This window comes from Rhizobium sp. BK538, from assembly GCF_014197575.1.
In the GTDB taxonomy this organism is placed as follows: domain Bacteria; phylum Pseudomonadota; class Alphaproteobacteria; order Rhizobiales; family Rhizobiaceae; genus Rhizobium.
Genome location: NZ_JACIFT010000008.1, coordinates 206119 through 221259, shown reverse-complemented (window position 1 = coordinate 221259; position 15141 = coordinate 206119). Strand labels below are relative to the sequence as shown.

Sequence of the window (15141 nt, the reverse complement as noted above, 5' to 3'; positions counted from 1 at the left end):
CTATCCGGCCATGCTTCTCGGCCGCACCATCCACGCGCAGGCGGCCCCGGCGATCAGTAGCACGCAGGTTCCCAAAAACACGGCCCGCATGCCGATATGGCCACCGACGAAGCCGCCGAGCACGGGGCCGGCGACCTGGCCCACATATTGCGAGGAGACAGACAGGCCGAGAATGCTGCCCGCCGCACTGTCCGGCACGCTATGCCGGATGACCGCAGAAATGCAGGGCAGCAGCCCTCCGAGCGCTATCCCCATGAGGAAGCGCAGAATGATCAGCTGCCAGGAGTTCGTCACGAATGCCTGCGGGATCAGCAGCAGCCCGGCGACTGCAAGAGCACCCGCAATGACAGGCCAATGGCCGATCCGGTCCGCAAGCTTGCCGAGGCGCGAGGCCGACAGGATGCTGCCGAGTGCGGCCGCCGACATGACGATGCCTGCGATCATCGTCACCTTGCCCGGATCGTCCGCCAGCTGTGCAACATAGACGGTGATGATCGGCTCGATCGACATGTTGGCGAGCATCAGCAGCAGGCCCGTTGCGAGCATCGCGACCACGGGGCGCTTGTCTGATATCGAGGCCCAGCCGCCGCTCGCCTTCGCGGCCTGCTTGCGGGCAGGGGACTTCTCTTCCTTGATCAGGAAGGTGGTTGCGAGGAACGCCAGGAAGATCATTCCACCCGCGGCCAGGAACGTGCCGCGAATGCCGATCAGCGGCGGCAGCGCGCCGCCGATCAGCGGACCGACGAGGTTGCCCGCCATGATGCCGGAGGCGAGCATGCCGAGCGCCCAGGCGGAGCGATCCTTCGGCGTCTGCGTGGCGACTAGCACCATCGAGCCGGACGAGTAGCCGCCAGCGAGCCCAACGAACAGGCGCAGCGCCACCAGCTGCCAGACGTTGTCGGCCATTCCCATCAGCGAGATCGCAACCGTCATCCCGGCGCTGGCGCGCACCAGCATCAGCTTGCGTCCGTAGATATCGCCGAGCCGGCCCCAGAGAGGTGCCACGAAGGCCGCCGCCAGGAAGGTCGCGCCATAGGCGATGCCCGACCATTGCACGATCGCCGCGTGATCGCTAACCCCAAGCTCTTCGACGTAGAGCGGTAGGAACGGCAGCAGCAGCGTCATCGCGACGATCGTCGTGAAGGAGCCGAGCAGCGAAATGAGCAGATTGCGCTTCCAGTAGATCGAGCCGCTCTTGACGACGGCTGCGTCCCATTTTGTATCTGTCATTTCGTAGCCTTTGCATTGATCGTATAGGTCAGTTCAGCCGCGCCGGAGGCAAGGACATGCCCTTTGCGGCGGCAAGAAAATCGGCGCGGGTGAAGGCGCGGGAAGCATTAGCCGGTCGGTATCGAGCGCATAGACCGTTACCCCGCGGTGGATGCGCAGATCGTTCCAGGGTGGGCACGCGCCCATATAGCCTCCGTAAGGACCGTCCTTCAAGAAGGCTGCGAAGCCGTTCTGTCCGCGTCAGCCGTGCTCGGTCATTGTCAGCGGCAATCCGCCCTGTGGCAATCCGCTGCCATCGGCTCCTTCGCAGCTGCTTTCCGAGCAAGGGTTGCGCAAAACGGCTTCACCTGATATAAACTGATTGCATATTGCAATCGGAATTAAAGAAAAGGGACCGGTGCAATGGCAGGTGATGGCTCACGACGCGAGCGGGTCGTTCGCAGCCTCTACGAAGCCTATATCGACGGGCGCAAGGATGACGCGGGCACGATGCTGACGGAGGACTTCACCTTCTGCAGCCCGCGTGACGATCACATCGATCGCATCGCGTATTTCAACCGTTGCTGGCCCGAACCACCGCCGTTTCGCGCCATGGAGATCGAGTATCTCAAGATCGTGGATGACGAGGTGGTCGTCCGATACAGGGCCGAAAAGCATGACGGCGGAGCGTTCCGCAACATGGAAGTCCTGCGCTTCAGGGGCGACCGGATCGCCTCGGTGGACGTCTATTTCGGCCGCAATGTCTAGAACATTTCTGCAACCAGTTCTTCCAAATACCTCTGATGTCCGGAAGGTGACGCAAAGCGGTCATTTGGCCGCGGACCGGCGGCGTCAGCTACGACCGCGGGCCGACGCGCCTCGTCAGGCCGAAGTTCCCGCCTTTGCTCTCATAACGATCGAGCGGCCGTTCTCTAATCCGCGCAGGTTCTGAGACTTATTCGTTGATTTCCGGCTCAACGAGCCTTGCCAGATTACGGAGCGATTCCTGCCAACCGAGATAGCAAGCCTCTGGGGGTATCTCGTCCGGGACGCCCGCTTGGACGACATTGAGTTCAGTTCCCACCGAGACTTTCTTCAATGTCACGGTGACCTCCATTTCACCAGGCAAGTTGGGGTCGTCGAATTTGTCCGTGTAACGAAGCTTCTCGCCCGGCACCAGTTCGAGATAGTTGCCGCCAAAAGAATGGCTTCCTCCGGTCGTGAAGTTCCGGAAGGACATTCTATGCGTTCCGCCGAGCGATGGCTCCAAATGATGTACCGTGCAGACAAACCCATTTGGCGGAAGCCATTTGGCCAGCGCATCCGCCTCCAGGAATGCGCGATAGACTTTCTCGGGACTGGCAGCCAGGACCCGGTGAAGGTGTATCGTGTTCGGCATGATGATCCTCCTTTGGATAGAACACTGAGAGTGCTCCTAGGACGAACCAGGTTTTGTCAATCCGACAATGAGATTGAAATATCCGGTCTCAGCCTATGTCGATCATTCTGCTGTTTCCAGCTGGACCACGCAATGTGTTCCCCATCCTTGCCCAAGCCGGGCTATCCGATCCATTTCCATGTCATCCCGATATATGCGTGGGTTGAGGAGCTTTTCTGGAGCGACGATCGCTACCGGCTGCTCGAAACCTTTGCGGACGGACCGGGCGAGACGCCCACCGATGGGGCGGAAATGACGCTGTTCGTCTGGCGCGAGTTTTGTGAACGAAGAGAGCCGCCGCCAATCAAAGGCCCTTCGGTGGATGAGGCCATCAATCTCTTAAGCCGTGCTATCCAACTTTCGCAAGGTTGGATGTCCGCGACCAGCGATCCGACAGATCGCGACGCGCCTTGGGCCTAAGACTGATCGCCTATTTCGCCTTCTTGACTACCGCGGTAGGGGGCGCAACGAGTGCGAATTCCTTCATTTCATCGGGCGAAAGATAATAGAGCCTGTCGGGCGGCGTCTCCATGGCGTGGATCCAGAGGTCGGGCTTGATTCCCATATGGTCGAGATGGTGGGTGACATCAGCCGTGGTGCGCTGCACCTCCGACATGGCGCGTTCGGCCGAAAGCCTTTCTCCGGTGCCATTGAAGACCTGATGCACGCCGATAATGGCATCCTTCTCCGCCGTGCGCACGACACCGCCCGCCATAACGATCGGACAGGAGGAGACACAAAGCGCCCCCTCGGCGACGGTAGTCGCGATCTTGCGTTCGCGGATGAGCGTGGAGATGGCGATCGCGTCGCCGATCGATCCGCCCGGCGAGTCGAGCGAGACTGTTTTGACATACTCGCCACGGGCCTTGATCTCGGCGTCGAAACGTGTGGCCGCGCCCGGTTCGATCGTGCCTTGTGCGAGCAGTACGCCGCCCGCCTGCAACTCGAAGCGGATCGGCTTTTTCAGTAACTCAGGGTCGGTCGTCATCTCAACCGGGGCGGCCTGTGGCTTGCCTTCGGTGAGCGCCGGTGGAAGTATGGGCAAGGCGCCCGGTATCATAGGGTCGTAGGCAGGCATGTTGGCGTTGGTGGAGCCGATTTCATGCCAGTCGACGACAACGAAGATTGCGGCCGTCGCGAGCAGGGTGTGGAACGCATGTCGCATCAGCGTGCCGTCATCGGCGGAGAGCAGATAATCCTTCAGCCTTTGCCCCGCCGTTTCCAGTCTCATGCCGGCGGCCCTTTGCGGGGTCCCTTGCCGGAAAGATCGAAGCTCGCAATGTTCGACTGATCGGCCGCTTCGGTGCGCTCCGCTGCATCCATGGCGGCTTCGATGTCAACGCCGTGCCGCCGGACCTCGCGTTGTACCTCCAGCGCTTGCAGGAGTTCGGCCGCAGTGATGCGTTCGGCGAAGGGCAGGCGCTGTTCCTGACGGCGGAGCGTCGAATGAACGATCGACAGCATGAAGATCAGCACCGCCGGCAGGATGTCGATCGAGATGGCGCCGGCCCAGCTCGGGATGAAATCACCGGCATAGCGCAGCACGGCTTCGGCAGAGGAGAGCGGCACGAACCGCCGCTCGGCCACCGGCTTGCGCTCGAGGATCTGGTCGGCCGCCTGCGACAGGACCTTGGATTGCGCTGCGACCGAGGATCGGATCGTCTCCATGACCTGGTCCTGCCTTGTGGCTAGATCCGCCTGGCGTCCATCCGCCACCGGCGCGATGAAGCCGAGCGACAGGTCTTCCGCCGCGCGCTTGACCGAGGGCGCGATCGAGGTCTGCTCTAGCGAGGTGATCACACCGGAGAGCCCAACGACCTCGGCCGAGAATTGATCGGCGCGCGGGTTGATCGCACCCGGCGCGGAAACCAGCGTGCGCATGGTCTCGAGATGCTTTCTACCCTCGTCGAACAGCGTCGTCACGCGCTCGCGCGAGGCGTTGATGCCGTTTTCCAGCTCGGTCAGCTGCGAGGCCATCTGCGACAGAAGCTGGACGACGCTGCCGGCCCCGGTCGTTCCGGTCAGCGCGCCCGTCTCCCGCTCCTGGTCGGCAAGGCGCTGGAAACGTTCCTGCGTGCGCTGGATGTCGGGAAGCAGGCTCTGTGCGGCGAGCGCATTCTGGTGTGCCTGATCGAGGTCAGCCGTGTAGTCCTCGAGCGTTTCCGCGAGATGCTGCTCGAGTGCGGCCGAACCGGCGAGCGCCGCCGCGTTCAGCCAGCTCGACATGGCGATGATCATCGCGCAGCCGAGCGCCATGACCCCAAGCATTGCCGCGCGTCCGGCTGTCCCGGTCACATGCGGATAGAAGCGGGCCATGTAGGTCCAGAAGGCGTAGATCGCCACCGAAACGGCGCTGGAATAGATGAGGGCTGCGAAGAATACAGCGGTTGCCGATCCGTCGAGGATGCTTCGCACGCCGAGATATGTGTAGACGCCGGAGGCGAGCGCCAGGATCGCGAACGCGAAACGGGTCATGGTCTCGACAGCTTCGACGCCGTCCTGCAAGCGATGCGATGTGCCGAGCGCCATGGTCCCCTCCGGGCTAGTCCCTTAAGAAACCACTACAATACAGGCAAAAGCAAGGCTTGGCACCGGGCAGGCCGACGGCGCCAAACCTGATCTCGTTCGGCCGCTTATTCGGCCGGCGCACTGTGGGTCGCTTCGGCTTCGAAAGCCGCCCCACCGGTCACGCGCAGCGACTTTTCGGAGATGTCTATCATCGGCGAGAAGCTGGCGGCCGGCATGCGGGCCTCGTCGCGTTCATCGGGGTCAGCCGCCCGTGACGCGCCGCCCACCCGTTCGCTGCGTGCGACGTCAAGCTGGCCGGTCAGGATGGCGCGCTCGGCGCGAAGCTGCCGGATTTCGGACTTGGCGATCTCCAGGCTGGTGCGTAGCTGACCGATTTCGTAGCGATCGGAATCCATGCGCGTGTCGATATCGCGACGCAGCGCATCGGCATCCCGGTCGCGGCGCACGCGCAGGCTCTCGGCTTCACGCAGCTTCCGCGTCAGCTCGTTGGTCTGCGTGGCGAGTTCGCGGCGGGCTGCTTCGCTCTCGGCGCCGCTCGTGCGCGCCCGCTGCAGTTCCACGGCAAGGCGCTCCGAGCGGGAGAGGGAGGTGGCGAGTTCCGATTTGATGCGCTTGAGATCAGCGCGTGCCGCCTGCAGGTCCTCGTCCGTCATCTTGTTGCGGCCATTCGCGGTGATGAGGAGCTTCTCGACGAGTTCGGCCTTGGAGCCGATCGCTTCGTGCTTCGTCGTCAGGCGCGCGATCTCCAGCGCCGAGGATGCCTGCAGGGCTCATGCTCGACCTCGAGCCGCTTGTGCCGTTCCTCGAAGAAGGAGAGGTCCTGTTTCAGGTTGGCAACGGCCATCTGCAGGTTGCGCACCTGCGCTTCCTGCTCGGTGAGGCTGGGACTTCAGATGGCTGCGTTCCTCGTTGAGGCGGGCCATCTGGCGTGTCTGGATGCCGTTCTCGCGACGCGAGTTTCGATCAGCAGCTGGTGCGCCGTCGCCTCGTTGTCGAGTTTCTCACGCGTGGCCGAGAGTTCGCGGCTGCGCTGGTCGAGCTCCGTCTGGGCGCGTTTCAGCAGCGTCGAGGCCTCGTCGAACTGGATGGCACGATCCGTCAGCTCACGTTCGGCGTCGAGCAGCCGGTTTTCGATGATCGTGAATTCCTCGCGGGTGACCTGATGAATGCCTTGACGTTTCGTCAGCTCATCGCGGAATGCTTCGATTTCGGAGCGAAGCTGCGTGTTGTCGGCGCGAAAATCCTTGTTTTCGGCGGTCAGGCGAACGTTGTCCTGGTCCGCCTTCCGGCGCGCGTTGCTTTCACAATCGAGAAGCGAGCTGATGCGCGCGCATTCGGCGCGGAGCGCACCGGCCTCATTCAGCGACTGGCTGTGCGTACCGAGCAGCGAGGAAACGCGCTCCTGCAGCGATGAGAGGCTTGACAGCAGGTCTTCCGACGTCCGCTGGTTTTCCTCCAGCGCCGAGCCGAAGGCGGCGAAGTCGTTGACGTCAGGGATGGCGTAGCGCAACGGCTCTTCGGTCGCTGGACACTGATCGGTTATCGATGCGGGTCGGTATCCCGCGGGCAACAGGTTTGACGGGCGAACCTGTGTCGTTTGCGCAACAGCGACTGACCACCTTATTCCTCGGGCAGAATCCGGATGTCATCAGCTTCCAGTTCGCTGCCCAGCTCTACCTCTTTCGTCTGTTTGTCGTAGACGCAGAAATAGCTGACGAAGCCGTTCGCACCCTTCGGCTTGCCGGTCACCAGAGCGATGCCAAAGTGTTCGCTGCCGAACGGATCAACGACGGCATGCGGAAACTCGATCGAGGCGCGCGCCGCCTGCTTGCACTTGCCTTCGACCTCGGTCGCGAACTCCTGCCAGGCATCGCCCGAGGAGGCGCGAGCCGCTCCCGCTGCAGCGATCACGATGGCAAGTGTGCAAAAGCGGATTTTATTCCTCTGCATATGAAAAGCCTCGTCTTCCTGCTGTTGTGAAAGACGCCCATGATCAGCGATTTAGGGCTGGAAAGCCAAGTCCTTGGTGGAGGCAATTTTTCCTCTCCGGCCGTCTTTTTTGATATTTCGCCGGTTGCCTCTCCATGCTTGCGCTCCTATGTTCCGCCTCACCTGCCGATTACGCAAACTATTGCCAAAGGAGACCCGCAATGGCTTTTGAATTGCCCGAACTTCCCTATGACTACGAAGCGCTTCAGCCCTTCATGTCGAAGGAAACCCTGGAATTCCATCATGACAAGCACCACAAGGCCTATGTCGACAACGGCAACAAGCTCGCGGCTGAGGCAGGTCTTTCCGATCTCTCCCTCGAAGAGGTCGTGAAGAAGTCGTTCGGCACCAATGCCGGCCTCTTCAACAATGCTGCCCAGCATTACAACCACGTCCACTTCTGGAAGTGGATGAAGAAGGGCGGCGGCGGCAACAAGCTGCCGAGCAAGCTCGAAGCTGCGATCAATTCCGATCTCGGCGGCTACGACAAGTTCAAGGCTGATTTCATCGCTGCCGGCACGACGCAGTTCGGCTCCGGCTGGGCATGGGTTTCCATCAAGAACGGCAAGCTCGAAATCTCCAAGACCCCGAACGGTGAAAACCCGCTCGTGCACGGCGCAACCCCGATCCTCGGCGTCGACGTATGGGAACACTCCTATTACATCGACTACCGCAACGCGCGTCCGAAGTACCTCGAAGCCTTCGTCGACAGCCTGATCAACTGGGATTACGTCCTGGAGCGCTACGAAGCCGCCGCCAAGTAAGCAGTTCGCAAGAACAAGATGTCGGCACCCGGCGTCTCGAAACGCCGGGTGTTTTCGTTCCGACGACCGTCACAAACCTGTCATGCCGCATGCCTAAAGCGCTGCCATGACATCCTTTTCCGATCTCCCCATTCTCCGCTTCGGCGTCGTCGCAGATCCGCAATACGCAGCGAGGGCGCCGCATCTTGGGATGAACCGCCACTATGCCAGGAGCCTCGCCAGGCTGTCGGAGGCGATCGAGGTTTTCAATGGGGAGGATCTGAGTTTCGTTATCACGCTCGGCGACATCATCGACCGCGATTTCAAGAGCTTCGACGACATCCTCCCGATCTACGATAGCCTGAAGCACCAGAATTTCTTCCTGCTCGGCAATCACGATTTTTCCGTCGTAGCCGATCGGTTGGCCGATGTCGCCAGCCGGGTCGGCCTGGCGTCGCCCTATTACAGCTTCATCAGGCAGGGCTGGCGGTTCATTGTTCTGAACGGCAACGAGGTGAGCACCTTTGCGCCGCCGCTTGGGCATCCGTATCGGGAGATAGCCGCCCAGCGGCTCGCAGCGCTCAGGGGTGCCGGCGCCATCAACGCGCAGGACTGGAATGCCATGCCGAGCGACGAGCAGTTCGCCTGGCTTTCCGAGCAGATCAAGGACGCCGGCGCCGCAGGCGAGCGCGTCATCGTCATGAACCATTACCCGGTCTATTGGACGCGGTAGCTGTCGACCATCGGGAAGCCGTAGATATAGGCTTCCTTGGCAATCGCGCGTGCCTCAGCGTTTCGTGAGTTGCATGGCTGCTGCTCCCATTGCCTCGATCTAAGACCCGTTGATCTACAAATCCGCGGGGCAGCCTTGAGCAAAAGTCGGCTAGCCGGAAGAACGTTACAGTAACATTGGCTGTAAATGGCCAACCGGCCCACAACGGGAGAATCCAATCGCTCTTTCAAGCCCCTAACGTCTCGGAAGTTCCTTGAACTTTATCAGGTGACGTCCATTTCCCTTCGATCGAAACTCATCGAAGCGTGTTTCGGCTCTTGAAGATCGCGACCTACAACGTCAACGGCGTGAACGGACGCCTGGAACTCCTTCTTCGCTGGCTGAAGGAGGATAAGCCTGACGTCGTTTGCCTGCAGGAGCTGAAAACCGAGGATGCCCGGTTTCCACGCGGCGCACTCGAGCGGGCCGGCTACGGCGCGATCTGGCACGGACAGAAGAGCTGGAACGGCGTCGCGATCCTTTCGAAGGGCTCGACGCCGATCCTGACGCGGCGCGGTCTTCCCGGCGATCCCGATGACACGCACAGCCGCTACATCGAGGCGGCCATCGACGGTATCCTCATTGGATGCCTCTATCTTCCGAACGGAAATCCTGCACCCGGGCCGAGATTCGACTACAAGCTCCGCTGGTTCCGACGGCTCCATGAATATGCCGCCGAACTGCACGAGCTCGACATTCCTGCTCTCCTCGCCGGCGATTTCAACGTGATGCCGACGGATATGGACGTCTACAAGCCGGAGCGATGGCTGGATGACGCCCTCTTCCGGCCGGAAGTCCGCAAAGCCTATGCCGACCTCGTCGCACAGGGCTGGACCGACGCCATAAGACATCTGCATCCGAACGAGCGCATCTATACCTTCTGGAAGTACTGGCGAAACTCGTTCGAGCGCGACGCCGGTCTTCGGATCGATCACTTACTGCTCAGCCCGACGGTTGCCCCGTGGCTGAGGTCGGCGAGCGTGCGCAGAAAGCCGAGGAGTTGGGAACACACAAGCGACCACGCTCCCGTGATGATCGAACTCGAGATCCCTCTATCAGAGAATAACGAATGAATACGAGCGATGAATCCGGAAGGAGCGGAAGCTGGATGCCGACCTCGATGCTATGTCGCGCAATGTATTGATCGCGGAAGTGAAGCGCTTTCGCGGCGCGAATCAGAGAACACCGGGATGCCACAGGTCACAACCTTTGCTGGCACCATTCGCAACTCTGGGACATGCTGCCGGAAAAGCTCAATCCTGACATTGCTGTCCCGCCTTGGCCGAAGTTGCTGCGAGGTTGCGTCCGCTATCGCGAAAGTTTGGATCGGCAGAGGCCCGACGCGCCGGTCTGGACGAAGAGTTTGAAGCCTGAGTGCGACGAAGCACACGCCGATAGGATTCTCGTTCTCCGCTAGAGGCAAGGAGTTGCTGTAGGTTCGCCCGTCTAGGCCGCCGTGACCATCGGCAACTCCTTCCGCTCCATCGCGTCGCGCTTCGGCGGCGTGCCGAACATTCGCGAATATTCGCGGCTGAACTGCGAGGCGCTTTCATAGCCGACCTGATAGGCAGCAGTTGCAACGCTGGCGCCGTCCGACACCATCAGCCGCCGTGCTTCCAGCAGTCGCATGTTCTTCTGGTACTGCAGCGGCGTCATTGCCGTCATCTGCTTGAAATGCTGGTGGAAGGAGGAGGGGCTCATGTGTGCGACGGATGCAAGCTGCTCGATGCGCACCGGCGCGGCGAAGTTTTCGCGCAGCAGGTGGATGGCATCGGTCATGCGCCTGATATGGCTGCCGGGCAGCGCAAGCTTGCTGACCTGGCCCGCATTCGGCCCCGTCAGCAACCAGTAGCAGATCTCCCGCATGATCGCCGGATAGAGCACAGGAATTGCCTTCGGCGTTTCGGCAAGGCGCACGAGCCTCAGTACGCAGTCGGCCAGCACCCCGTCGAAATTCTGCACGAAAACACCGGCTGCGCCGTCGCCAACCGGGCGCGGCGGCTGCTCCATCGCCGCCATCACCTCGCGCATGATCGTCACATCGAAATCGATGTTCAGGCCGATATACGGTGCTTCCTTGCTGGCCTTGGTGATCTGTCCGAGGGCGGGCACCTCGAAGGTGACGATGAGCGACTGCATCTCGCCGTATTCGAAGACCCGGTCGCCGACCATGATCTCCTTCGCACCCTGGACGACGACGCAGATCGTCGGCCGGTAGATCATGTGGTTCGGCATGACAGGATGGGTGACGCGCGACACAGAAAGCGCCGGGAGCGGGGTCTCGAAGCGCCCATCGGCGTCACCGGCAGTTCTGTCGATGTAGGTCTGGATTGCTAGCTTCAGAGTATCCAACATTGCCAGGGTCTCCTCGGTCATTCCTCGGCGGCAACTGAAGATATGCGCCGTGCCGCCTAGTCCGCAAGAAGCTTGGAGGATTAGGCAAGAAATTCGAGAGTTTCGGCATTCAACAACAGCCCCTGGCAGGCGTACCGTAAGGGCATCAACTCCAGCAAAGGAAGAGATCATGCCGAACGAAACGCAAGCAAATTCAGTATCCAAGGTTGCCGTCGTCACTGGCGGCAGCCGTGGGCTTGGCCGCAACACGGCGATCAACCTCGCCCGTCGTGGTGTCAACGTCATCTTTACCTACCGAGCAAATCGGGCAGAAGCGGAGGCCGCTGTTCTGGAAATCAAGGCGCTCGGTACCGAGGTCATCGCTCTGCAATTGGACACCGGTCGCGTCCCAGACTTCGAGGCCTTCGTGGGCAAGGCGAAGGATGCCTTGCAAGGTCTTGGACGGTCTCAGTTCGACTACCTCGTCAATAATGCCGGCAACAGCTATCACGCAGCGATTGCCGAAACGACGGAAGAGGCCTTCGACGAGCTCGTCAATGTGCACCTGAAGGGCGTCTACTTCCTGACACAGAAGCTCTTGCCGCTGATGGCGGATGGCGGCCGCATCATCAACGTCTCGAGCGGCCTTGCTCGCTTCGCTGTGCCTGGTATCTCCGCCTATGCGTCGATGAAGGGGGCGGTTGAGGTCTTCACCCGTTACCTCGCCAAAGAACTCGGCCCGCGCGGCATCACGGCCAATACCGTTGCTCCCGGCGCGATTGCCACCGACTTCAGCGGTGGCATGGTGCGCGACAATCCGACCTATAACAAGATGGTCGCCGATGCGACGGCGCTCGGACGTGCCGGCGTGCCCGACGATGTCGGCCCGATGATTGCCTCGCTGCTTTCCGACGACAACCGCTGGGTTAACGGGCAGCGCATCGAAGTTTCCGGTGGCACATACCTCTGATCTACATCAAGGAGCTAGAGCGGGATGCCGAAAACCGCTTACACTTTTCGGCATCCCGCTCTAGGCGGTCGCGGCTGCCGGCGGGTTCGTCCATCCGCTCGTCCACAGTTGCCGCAACCGGTCGCCGTCGCCTCGGAAATAGGCGTCGGCCGTCTCGCAATGCTCGACACGGTCGCTGCGGAAATTGCGGATCGCCTGGCGCAGCTCGCACCAGGCGACAATGTTTGCGGTTTGCGAGTAGTAGATGAGCGCAATCGGCTGGATCCTACGTTCCGTCGCGCGGCCGAGTTCGTCGCGGTAGTCGAGCATCAGCTTCTGCTCGTCGCGTATGGCGCGGCGAACCAGACCAAGATCGAGTCCGGCCGGAGATTGGGCAACCGATCCCCAGGCATAGAGCGCTTTTCGTTCCATCGCCTGACGCAGCAGCGCCGGCACGGCCCCAGCGATCTTCTGGTTGACGCTCTTGGCCGCCCGTTTCAGCTCCTCGTCGCCGGTGCGCTCGAGCAGCGCCAGCGACAACACGATCGCCTCCATTTCCTCGACCGAGAACATTAGCGGCGGCAGGTCGAAGCCCGGCCGCATGATGTAGCCGATACCGCGGCCGCCCTCGATCGGGACGCGCATCGCCTGCAGGGCGGCGATATCGCGATAGATCGAGCGCACCGTCACCTCGAGCGTTTCCGCCATGGCCGCCGCCGTCATCGGCCTGCTCGCCAATCGCAGGATCTGGATGATCTCGAAAAGCCGTGAGGCCTTGCGCATTTTCGCCTCCTTCGGCCTAGGCTCCTGACAATACACTGTCAGTTGGGCCGTCGTATAGCACTCCTATCGAATTGAAAATCAACAAGGTCCCGGAAATCGACCTTGAATTGGATAGCGGGCAACTGACATGACTTACAGCGAAAATCTCTGGCTCTACTTCACGCTTCTCTTCGGCATCATCATCGTCCCGGGCATGGATATGCTGTTCGTGCTGGCCAATTCGCTGACCGGCGGCAGGCGCACGGGCATCGCTGCGACCGCCGGCATCATGGCAGGCGGGGCGGTGCACTCGCTCTATGGCGCGATCGGGGTCGGCGTGCTCGCCGTCCTCTTGCCGATGCTGTTCAACCCGCTGCTTTTTGCCGGTGCAGCCTACATGGCCTGGATCGGCTACACGCTGATGCGCAGCTCGATCACCGTCGATAGCGTCGGGCCCGGCGGCCTGCGCTCGGGCTGGCGGGCTTTTCGCCAGGGTGCCGCAACCTGCTTGATGAACCCCAAGGCGTATCTGTTCATGATCGCGGTCTATCCGCAGTTTCTGAAGCCGGTCTACGGGCCAATCTGGGCACAGGGTCTCGTCATGGGCTTCATGACCATGGCGACCCAGGCCGCTGTCTATGGCACCCTGGCGCTGACGGCGGCGCGAAGCCGCACGATACTGGTGTCCAATCCGAAGACGACAATCCTCGTCGGGCGGATCGCCGGTGCGCTCCTGATCGCCGTTTCGATCCTCACGGCGTGGCACGGCTGGCGCGCCGCGGCATGAAGCGCGAATACGAAACGATTTAGAACTCCGATTTTCCTGAAATCTCACCCACTTGTTACTTTTTGAGGCGAAAAAATTTGCCATGATGCCGCCCGTCTGCCGAAGCGCCGGGCTTCGCGGACGTTGCTATCAAAGAGGAGTGGAGACATGAGACTGAAAGCTATAGCCGCGGCAGTGCTCGTCGCCGGTCTGGGGGTCGTAGGCGTTGCCATTGCAGCGGAGGAAGGCACGCACGACGCGCGCTCCGCGCTGATGAAGAAAGTTGGCGGCGCGGCGGGCGCCATGGTGGCGATCGCCAAGGGCGAAAAGCCCTACGACGCAGAGGTGGTCAAGGCTTCCCTGACGACGATCTCGGAGACCGCGAAGGTATTCCCGGATCAGTTCAAGCCTGGCACCGAACAGGGGGACAAGGCGGCAAGCCCGAAGATCTGGGAAGATCCTGCGGACTTCAAGGCCCGTGCGGCGAAGCTTTCGGCGGATGCCAGCAAGGTCCTCGCGCAGCTTCCGCCCGACCCAGCCGCTGTCGGCGCCGCAATGAAGACGCTTGGCGCCAATTGCGGCGGCTGTCACGAGAAATTCCGCATAAAGACCGACTAACGATCCTGGCATTTCAGTCAAACGATCCGCAGCAGCCTTGCCGCTGGTGCGGATCGTTTTATGTTTTCGACAAGATTATTGGCAACAGGAGCGGTGAATGGTCCGCAGGTTCGTCCGGTTTTTACTCTGTCTCGTCGGAGTGTTCGTCATTGGCGGAGCGGTTTTCTATTTCATCACCGCGCCGAACGCGCTTCCTGAAAGTCACTGGGCCAACCTTGGTGAACCCGATTTGAAGAACGGTGAAATGGTCTTCTGGACGGGCGGTTGCGTCAGTTGCCACGCTGCGCCGGGATCGGAGGGGGACGCCAAGCTCACGCTGTCAGGCGGTCTGGCGCTGAAGAGCCCTTTCGGCATCTTCCACGTGCCCAACATCTCGCCTGACGAGAAGGCTGGTATCGGGACATGGACGCTGGCCGAGTTCGGCAATGCCATGAGGCGCGGCGTTGCTAAAAACGGCGGGCATCTCTACCCGTCCTTTCCGTACAATTCCTATGCCAGGATGAGCGACAATGACGTCAACGATCTCTTCGGCTATCTGAAGACGCTGCCGAAGAGCGGCAACGTTTCCCCACCGCACGAATTGCCGTTTCCTTACAATATGCGTCTGGCGCTGGGTGGCTGGAAGTTCCTGTACTTCAGCAATGAGCCGCGTGTCGCACTTGCGGCCAAGGTCGACGACAAGGTCAAGCGCGGGCAATATCTGGTCGAAGGCGCCGGCCATTGCGGCGAGTGCCACACGCCGCGCGATCAATTCGGCGGGTTCGAGGCAGACAGATGGCTGGCGGGTGCGCCAAACCCGGAAGGTCAGGGCAGGATCCCTGATATCACGCCGGGCTCGAAGACCGTCGGCTCATGGAGCCAGGAGGATATCGCCAACTATCTGGAAACCGGCTTCACGCCCGACTTCGATACGGCCGGCGGTTCGATGGCCGAGGTGCAGCGCAACCTCGCCCATCTGCCGAAACCGGAGCTCGAGGCGATCGCAGCCTACTTGAAGGCAGTCCCGAACCGCTAATATTAGCAATATCTCAA

At 61.2% G+C, this 15141-nt stretch carries 17 protein-coding genes and 4 pseudogenes; 10 read left to right on the top strand and 11 right to left on the bottom strand.

Annotation, left to right across the window (positions count from 1 at the left end; genetic code table 11):
- The gene (locus FHX09_RS12445; RefSeq protein WP_132592156.1) at positions 1-1230 is read right to left on the bottom strand and encodes a multidrug efflux MFS transporter; all 1230 of its coding nucleotides are present in this window, start codon (positions 1228-1230) and stop codon (positions 1-3) included.
- A pseudogene (locus tag FHX09_RS12440) lies at positions 1227-1536 on the bottom strand (YbhB/YbcL family Raf kinase inhibitor-like protein); the annotation flags it as partial. The pseudogene FHX09_RS12440 and the gene FHX09_RS12445, both read right to left, overlap by 4 nt.
- Before the next feature lie 96 nt (positions 1537-1632).
- Between FHX09_RS12440 and FHX09_RS12435 the strand changes: the two are divergent.
- Positions 1633-1977 (top strand): nuclear transport factor 2 family protein, encoded by a 345-nt coding sequence (locus tag FHX09_RS12435; RefSeq protein ID WP_132592154.1) that lies wholly within the window; start codon positions 1633-1635, stop codon positions 1975-1977.
- 187 nt (positions 1978-2164) lie between these two features.
- Here FHX09_RS12435 and FHX09_RS12430 read toward each other — a convergent pair whose 3' ends face one another.
- Positions 2165-2608: an SRPBCC family protein gene (locus FHX09_RS12430; RefSeq protein ID WP_184450045.1), complete on the bottom strand. Its 444-nt coding sequence runs from the start codon at positions 2606-2608 to the stop codon at positions 2165-2167.
- A 156-nt stretch (positions 2609-2764) separates the two neighbouring features.
- On the opposite strand from FHX09_RS12430, the pseudogene FHX09_RS12425 reads away from it, so the two are divergent.
- A pseudogene (locus FHX09_RS12425) lies at positions 2765-3067 on the top strand (HIT family protein); the annotation flags it as partial.
- 10 nt (positions 3068-3077) lie between these two features.
- Here FHX09_RS12425 and FHX09_RS12420 read toward each other — a convergent pair.
- The 6 genes from FHX09_RS12420 to FHX09_RS12405 form a co-directional block, all read right to left on the bottom strand.
- Complete coding sequence (locus FHX09_RS12420; RefSeq protein ID WP_132592150.1) at positions 3078-3878, bottom strand: ATP-dependent Clp protease proteolytic subunit; 801 nt, start codon at positions 3876-3878, stop codon at positions 3078-3080.
- Positions 3875-5176, bottom strand: coding sequence for a hypothetical protein (locus tag FHX09_RS12415; protein ID WP_132592148.1), 1302 nt, complete (start codon positions 5174-5176; stop codon positions 3875-3877). Before FHX09_RS12415 ends, FHX09_RS12420 begins: the two co-directional genes overlap by 4 nt.
- A gap of 104 nt (positions 5177-5280) precedes the next feature.
- The gene (locus FHX09_RS29805) at positions 5281-5829 is read right to left on the bottom strand and encodes a hypothetical protein (protein ID WP_246699422.1); all 549 of its coding nucleotides are present in this window, start codon (positions 5827-5829) and stop codon (positions 5281-5283) included.
- Between the two features lie 77 nt (positions 5830-5906).
- Positions 5907-6035 (bottom strand): hypothetical protein, encoded by a 129-nt coding sequence (locus FHX09_RS30325; RefSeq protein WP_281040979.1) that lies wholly within the window; start codon positions 6033-6035, stop codon positions 5907-5909.
- A 30-nt stretch (positions 6036-6065) separates the two neighbouring features.
- Positions 6066-6686 carry a hypothetical protein gene (locus FHX09_RS29800; RefSeq protein ID WP_245505507.1) on the bottom strand — a complete coding sequence of 207 codons (621 nt, stop codon included), beginning with the start codon at positions 6684-6686 and terminating at the stop codon, positions 6066-6068.
- Positions 6687-6796: 110 nt separating this feature from the next.
- A complete protein-coding gene (locus FHX09_RS12405; protein WP_007791840.1) occupies positions 6797-7126 on the bottom strand; it encodes a hypothetical protein in 330 nt (109 codons plus the stop codon).
- Between the two features lie 200 nt (positions 7127-7326).
- Here FHX09_RS12405 and FHX09_RS12400 point away from each other — a divergent pair, with 200 nt between their 5' ends.
- The 4 genes and pseudogenes from FHX09_RS12400 to FHX09_RS29795 all read left to right on the top strand — a co-directional run bounded on the left by FHX09_RS12400 (position 7327) and on the right by FHX09_RS29795 (position 10097).
- Positions 7327-7929: a superoxide dismutase gene (locus FHX09_RS12400; RefSeq protein WP_132592146.1), complete on the top strand. Its 603-nt coding sequence runs from the start codon at positions 7327-7329 to the stop codon at positions 7927-7929.
- Positions 7930-8035: 106 nt separating this feature from the next.
- Positions 8036-8629 (top strand): annotated as a pseudogene (locus FHX09_RS12395) (metallophosphoesterase); the annotation flags it as partial.
- Between the two features lie 329 nt (positions 8630-8958).
- On the top strand, positions 8959-9753 hold the full coding sequence (gene xth / locus FHX09_RS12390; RefSeq protein WP_132592186.1) for an exodeoxyribonuclease III: 795 nt from the start codon (positions 8959-8961) through the stop codon (positions 9751-9753).
- Positions 9754-9784: 31 nt separating this feature from the next.
- A pseudogene (locus FHX09_RS29795) lies at positions 9785-10097 on the top strand (hypothetical protein).
- 29 nt (positions 10098-10126) lie between these two features.
- Here the strand turns inward: FHX09_RS29795 and FHX09_RS12385 are convergent.
- Entirely contained in the window at positions 10127-11035 is a 909-nt protein-coding gene (locus FHX09_RS12385) for an AraC family transcriptional regulator (protein ID WP_132592144.1), read from the bottom strand.
- Between the two features lie 169 nt (positions 11036-11204).
- On the opposite strand from FHX09_RS12385, the gene FHX09_RS12380 reads away from it, so the two are divergent.
- Positions 11205-11984: an SDR family oxidoreductase gene (locus tag FHX09_RS12380; protein WP_132592142.1), complete on the top strand. Its 780-nt coding sequence runs from the start codon at positions 11205-11207 to the stop codon at positions 11982-11984.
- A 60-nt stretch (positions 11985-12044) separates the two neighbouring features.
- Here FHX09_RS12380 and FHX09_RS12375 read toward each other — a convergent pair whose 3' ends face one another.
- Entirely contained in the window at positions 12045-12746 is a 702-nt protein-coding gene (locus tag FHX09_RS12375; RefSeq protein ID WP_132592140.1) for a YafY family protein, read from the bottom strand.
- 127 nt (positions 12747-12873) lie between these two features.
- Here FHX09_RS12375 and FHX09_RS12370 point away from each other — a divergent pair, with 127 nt between their 5' ends.
- The 3 genes from FHX09_RS12370 to FHX09_RS12360 all read left to right on the top strand — a co-directional run bounded on the left by FHX09_RS12370 (position 12874) and on the right by FHX09_RS12360 (position 15124).
- The gene (locus tag FHX09_RS12370) at positions 12874-13512 is read left to right on the top strand and encodes a LysE family translocator (RefSeq protein WP_132592138.1); all 639 of its coding nucleotides are present in this window, start codon (positions 12874-12876) and stop codon (positions 13510-13512) included.
- A gap of 147 nt (positions 13513-13659) precedes the next feature.
- Complete coding sequence (locus FHX09_RS12365; RefSeq protein ID WP_132592136.1) at positions 13660-14109, top strand: cytochrome c; 450 nt, start codon at positions 13660-13662, stop codon at positions 14107-14109.
- 97 nt (positions 14110-14206) lie between these two features.
- The gene (locus FHX09_RS12360) at positions 14207-15124 is read left to right on the top strand and encodes a cytochrome c (RefSeq protein ID WP_184450043.1); all 918 of its coding nucleotides are present in this window, start codon (positions 14207-14209) and stop codon (positions 15122-15124) included.
- Positions 15125-15141: the final 17 nt, after the last annotated feature.

Bases quoted from the DNA above. Each gene is read 5' to 3' on its own strand.
- FHX09_RS12445 (WP_132592156.1), bottom strand. From the start codon at position 1,230: ATGACAGATACAAAATGGGACGCAGCCGTCGTCAAGAGCGGCTCGATC.
- FHX09_RS12435 (WP_132592154.1), top strand. From the start codon at position 1,633: ATGGCAGGTGATGGCTCACGACGCGAGCGGGTCGTTCGCAGCCTCTAC.
- FHX09_RS12430 (WP_184450045.1), bottom strand. From the start codon at position 2,608: ATGCCGAACACGATACACCTTCACCGGGTCCTGGCTGCCAGTCCCGAG.
- FHX09_RS12420 (WP_132592150.1), bottom strand. From the start codon at position 3,878: ATGAGACTGGAAACGGCGGGGCAAAGGCTGAAGGATTATCTGCTCTCC.
- FHX09_RS12415 (WP_132592148.1), bottom strand. From the start codon at position 5,176: ATGGCGCTCGGCACATCGCATCGCTTGCAGGACGGCGTCGAAGCTGTC.
- FHX09_RS29805 (WP_246699422.1), bottom strand. From the start codon at position 5,829: ATGACGGACGAGGACCTGCAGGCGGCACGCGCTGATCTCAAGCGCATC.
- FHX09_RS12405 (WP_007791840.1), bottom strand. From the start codon at position 7,126: ATGCAGAGGAATAAAATCCGCTTTTGCACACTTGCCATCGTGATCGCT.
- FHX09_RS12400 (WP_132592146.1), top strand. From the start codon at position 7,327: ATGGCTTTTGAATTGCCCGAACTTCCCTATGACTACGAAGCGCTTCAG.
- FHX09_RS12385 (WP_132592144.1), bottom strand. From the start codon at position 11,035: ATGTTGGATACTCTGAAGCTAGCAATCCAGACCTACATCGACAGAACT.
- FHX09_RS12380 (WP_132592142.1), top strand. From the start codon at position 11,205: ATGCCGAACGAAACGCAAGCAAATTCAGTATCCAAGGTTGCCGTCGTC.
- FHX09_RS12375 (WP_132592140.1), bottom strand. From the start codon at position 12,746: ATGCGCAAGGCCTCACGGCTTTTCGAGATCATCCAGATCCTGCGATTG.
- FHX09_RS12370 (WP_132592138.1), top strand. From the start codon at position 12,874: ATGACTTACAGCGAAAATCTCTGGCTCTACTTCACGCTTCTCTTCGGC.
- FHX09_RS12365 (WP_132592136.1), top strand. From the start codon at position 13,660: ATGAGACTGAAAGCTATAGCCGCGGCAGTGCTCGTCGCCGGTCTGGGG.
- FHX09_RS12360 (WP_184450043.1), top strand. From the start codon at position 14,207: ATGGTCCGCAGGTTCGTCCGGTTTTTACTCTGTCTCGTCGGAGTGTTC.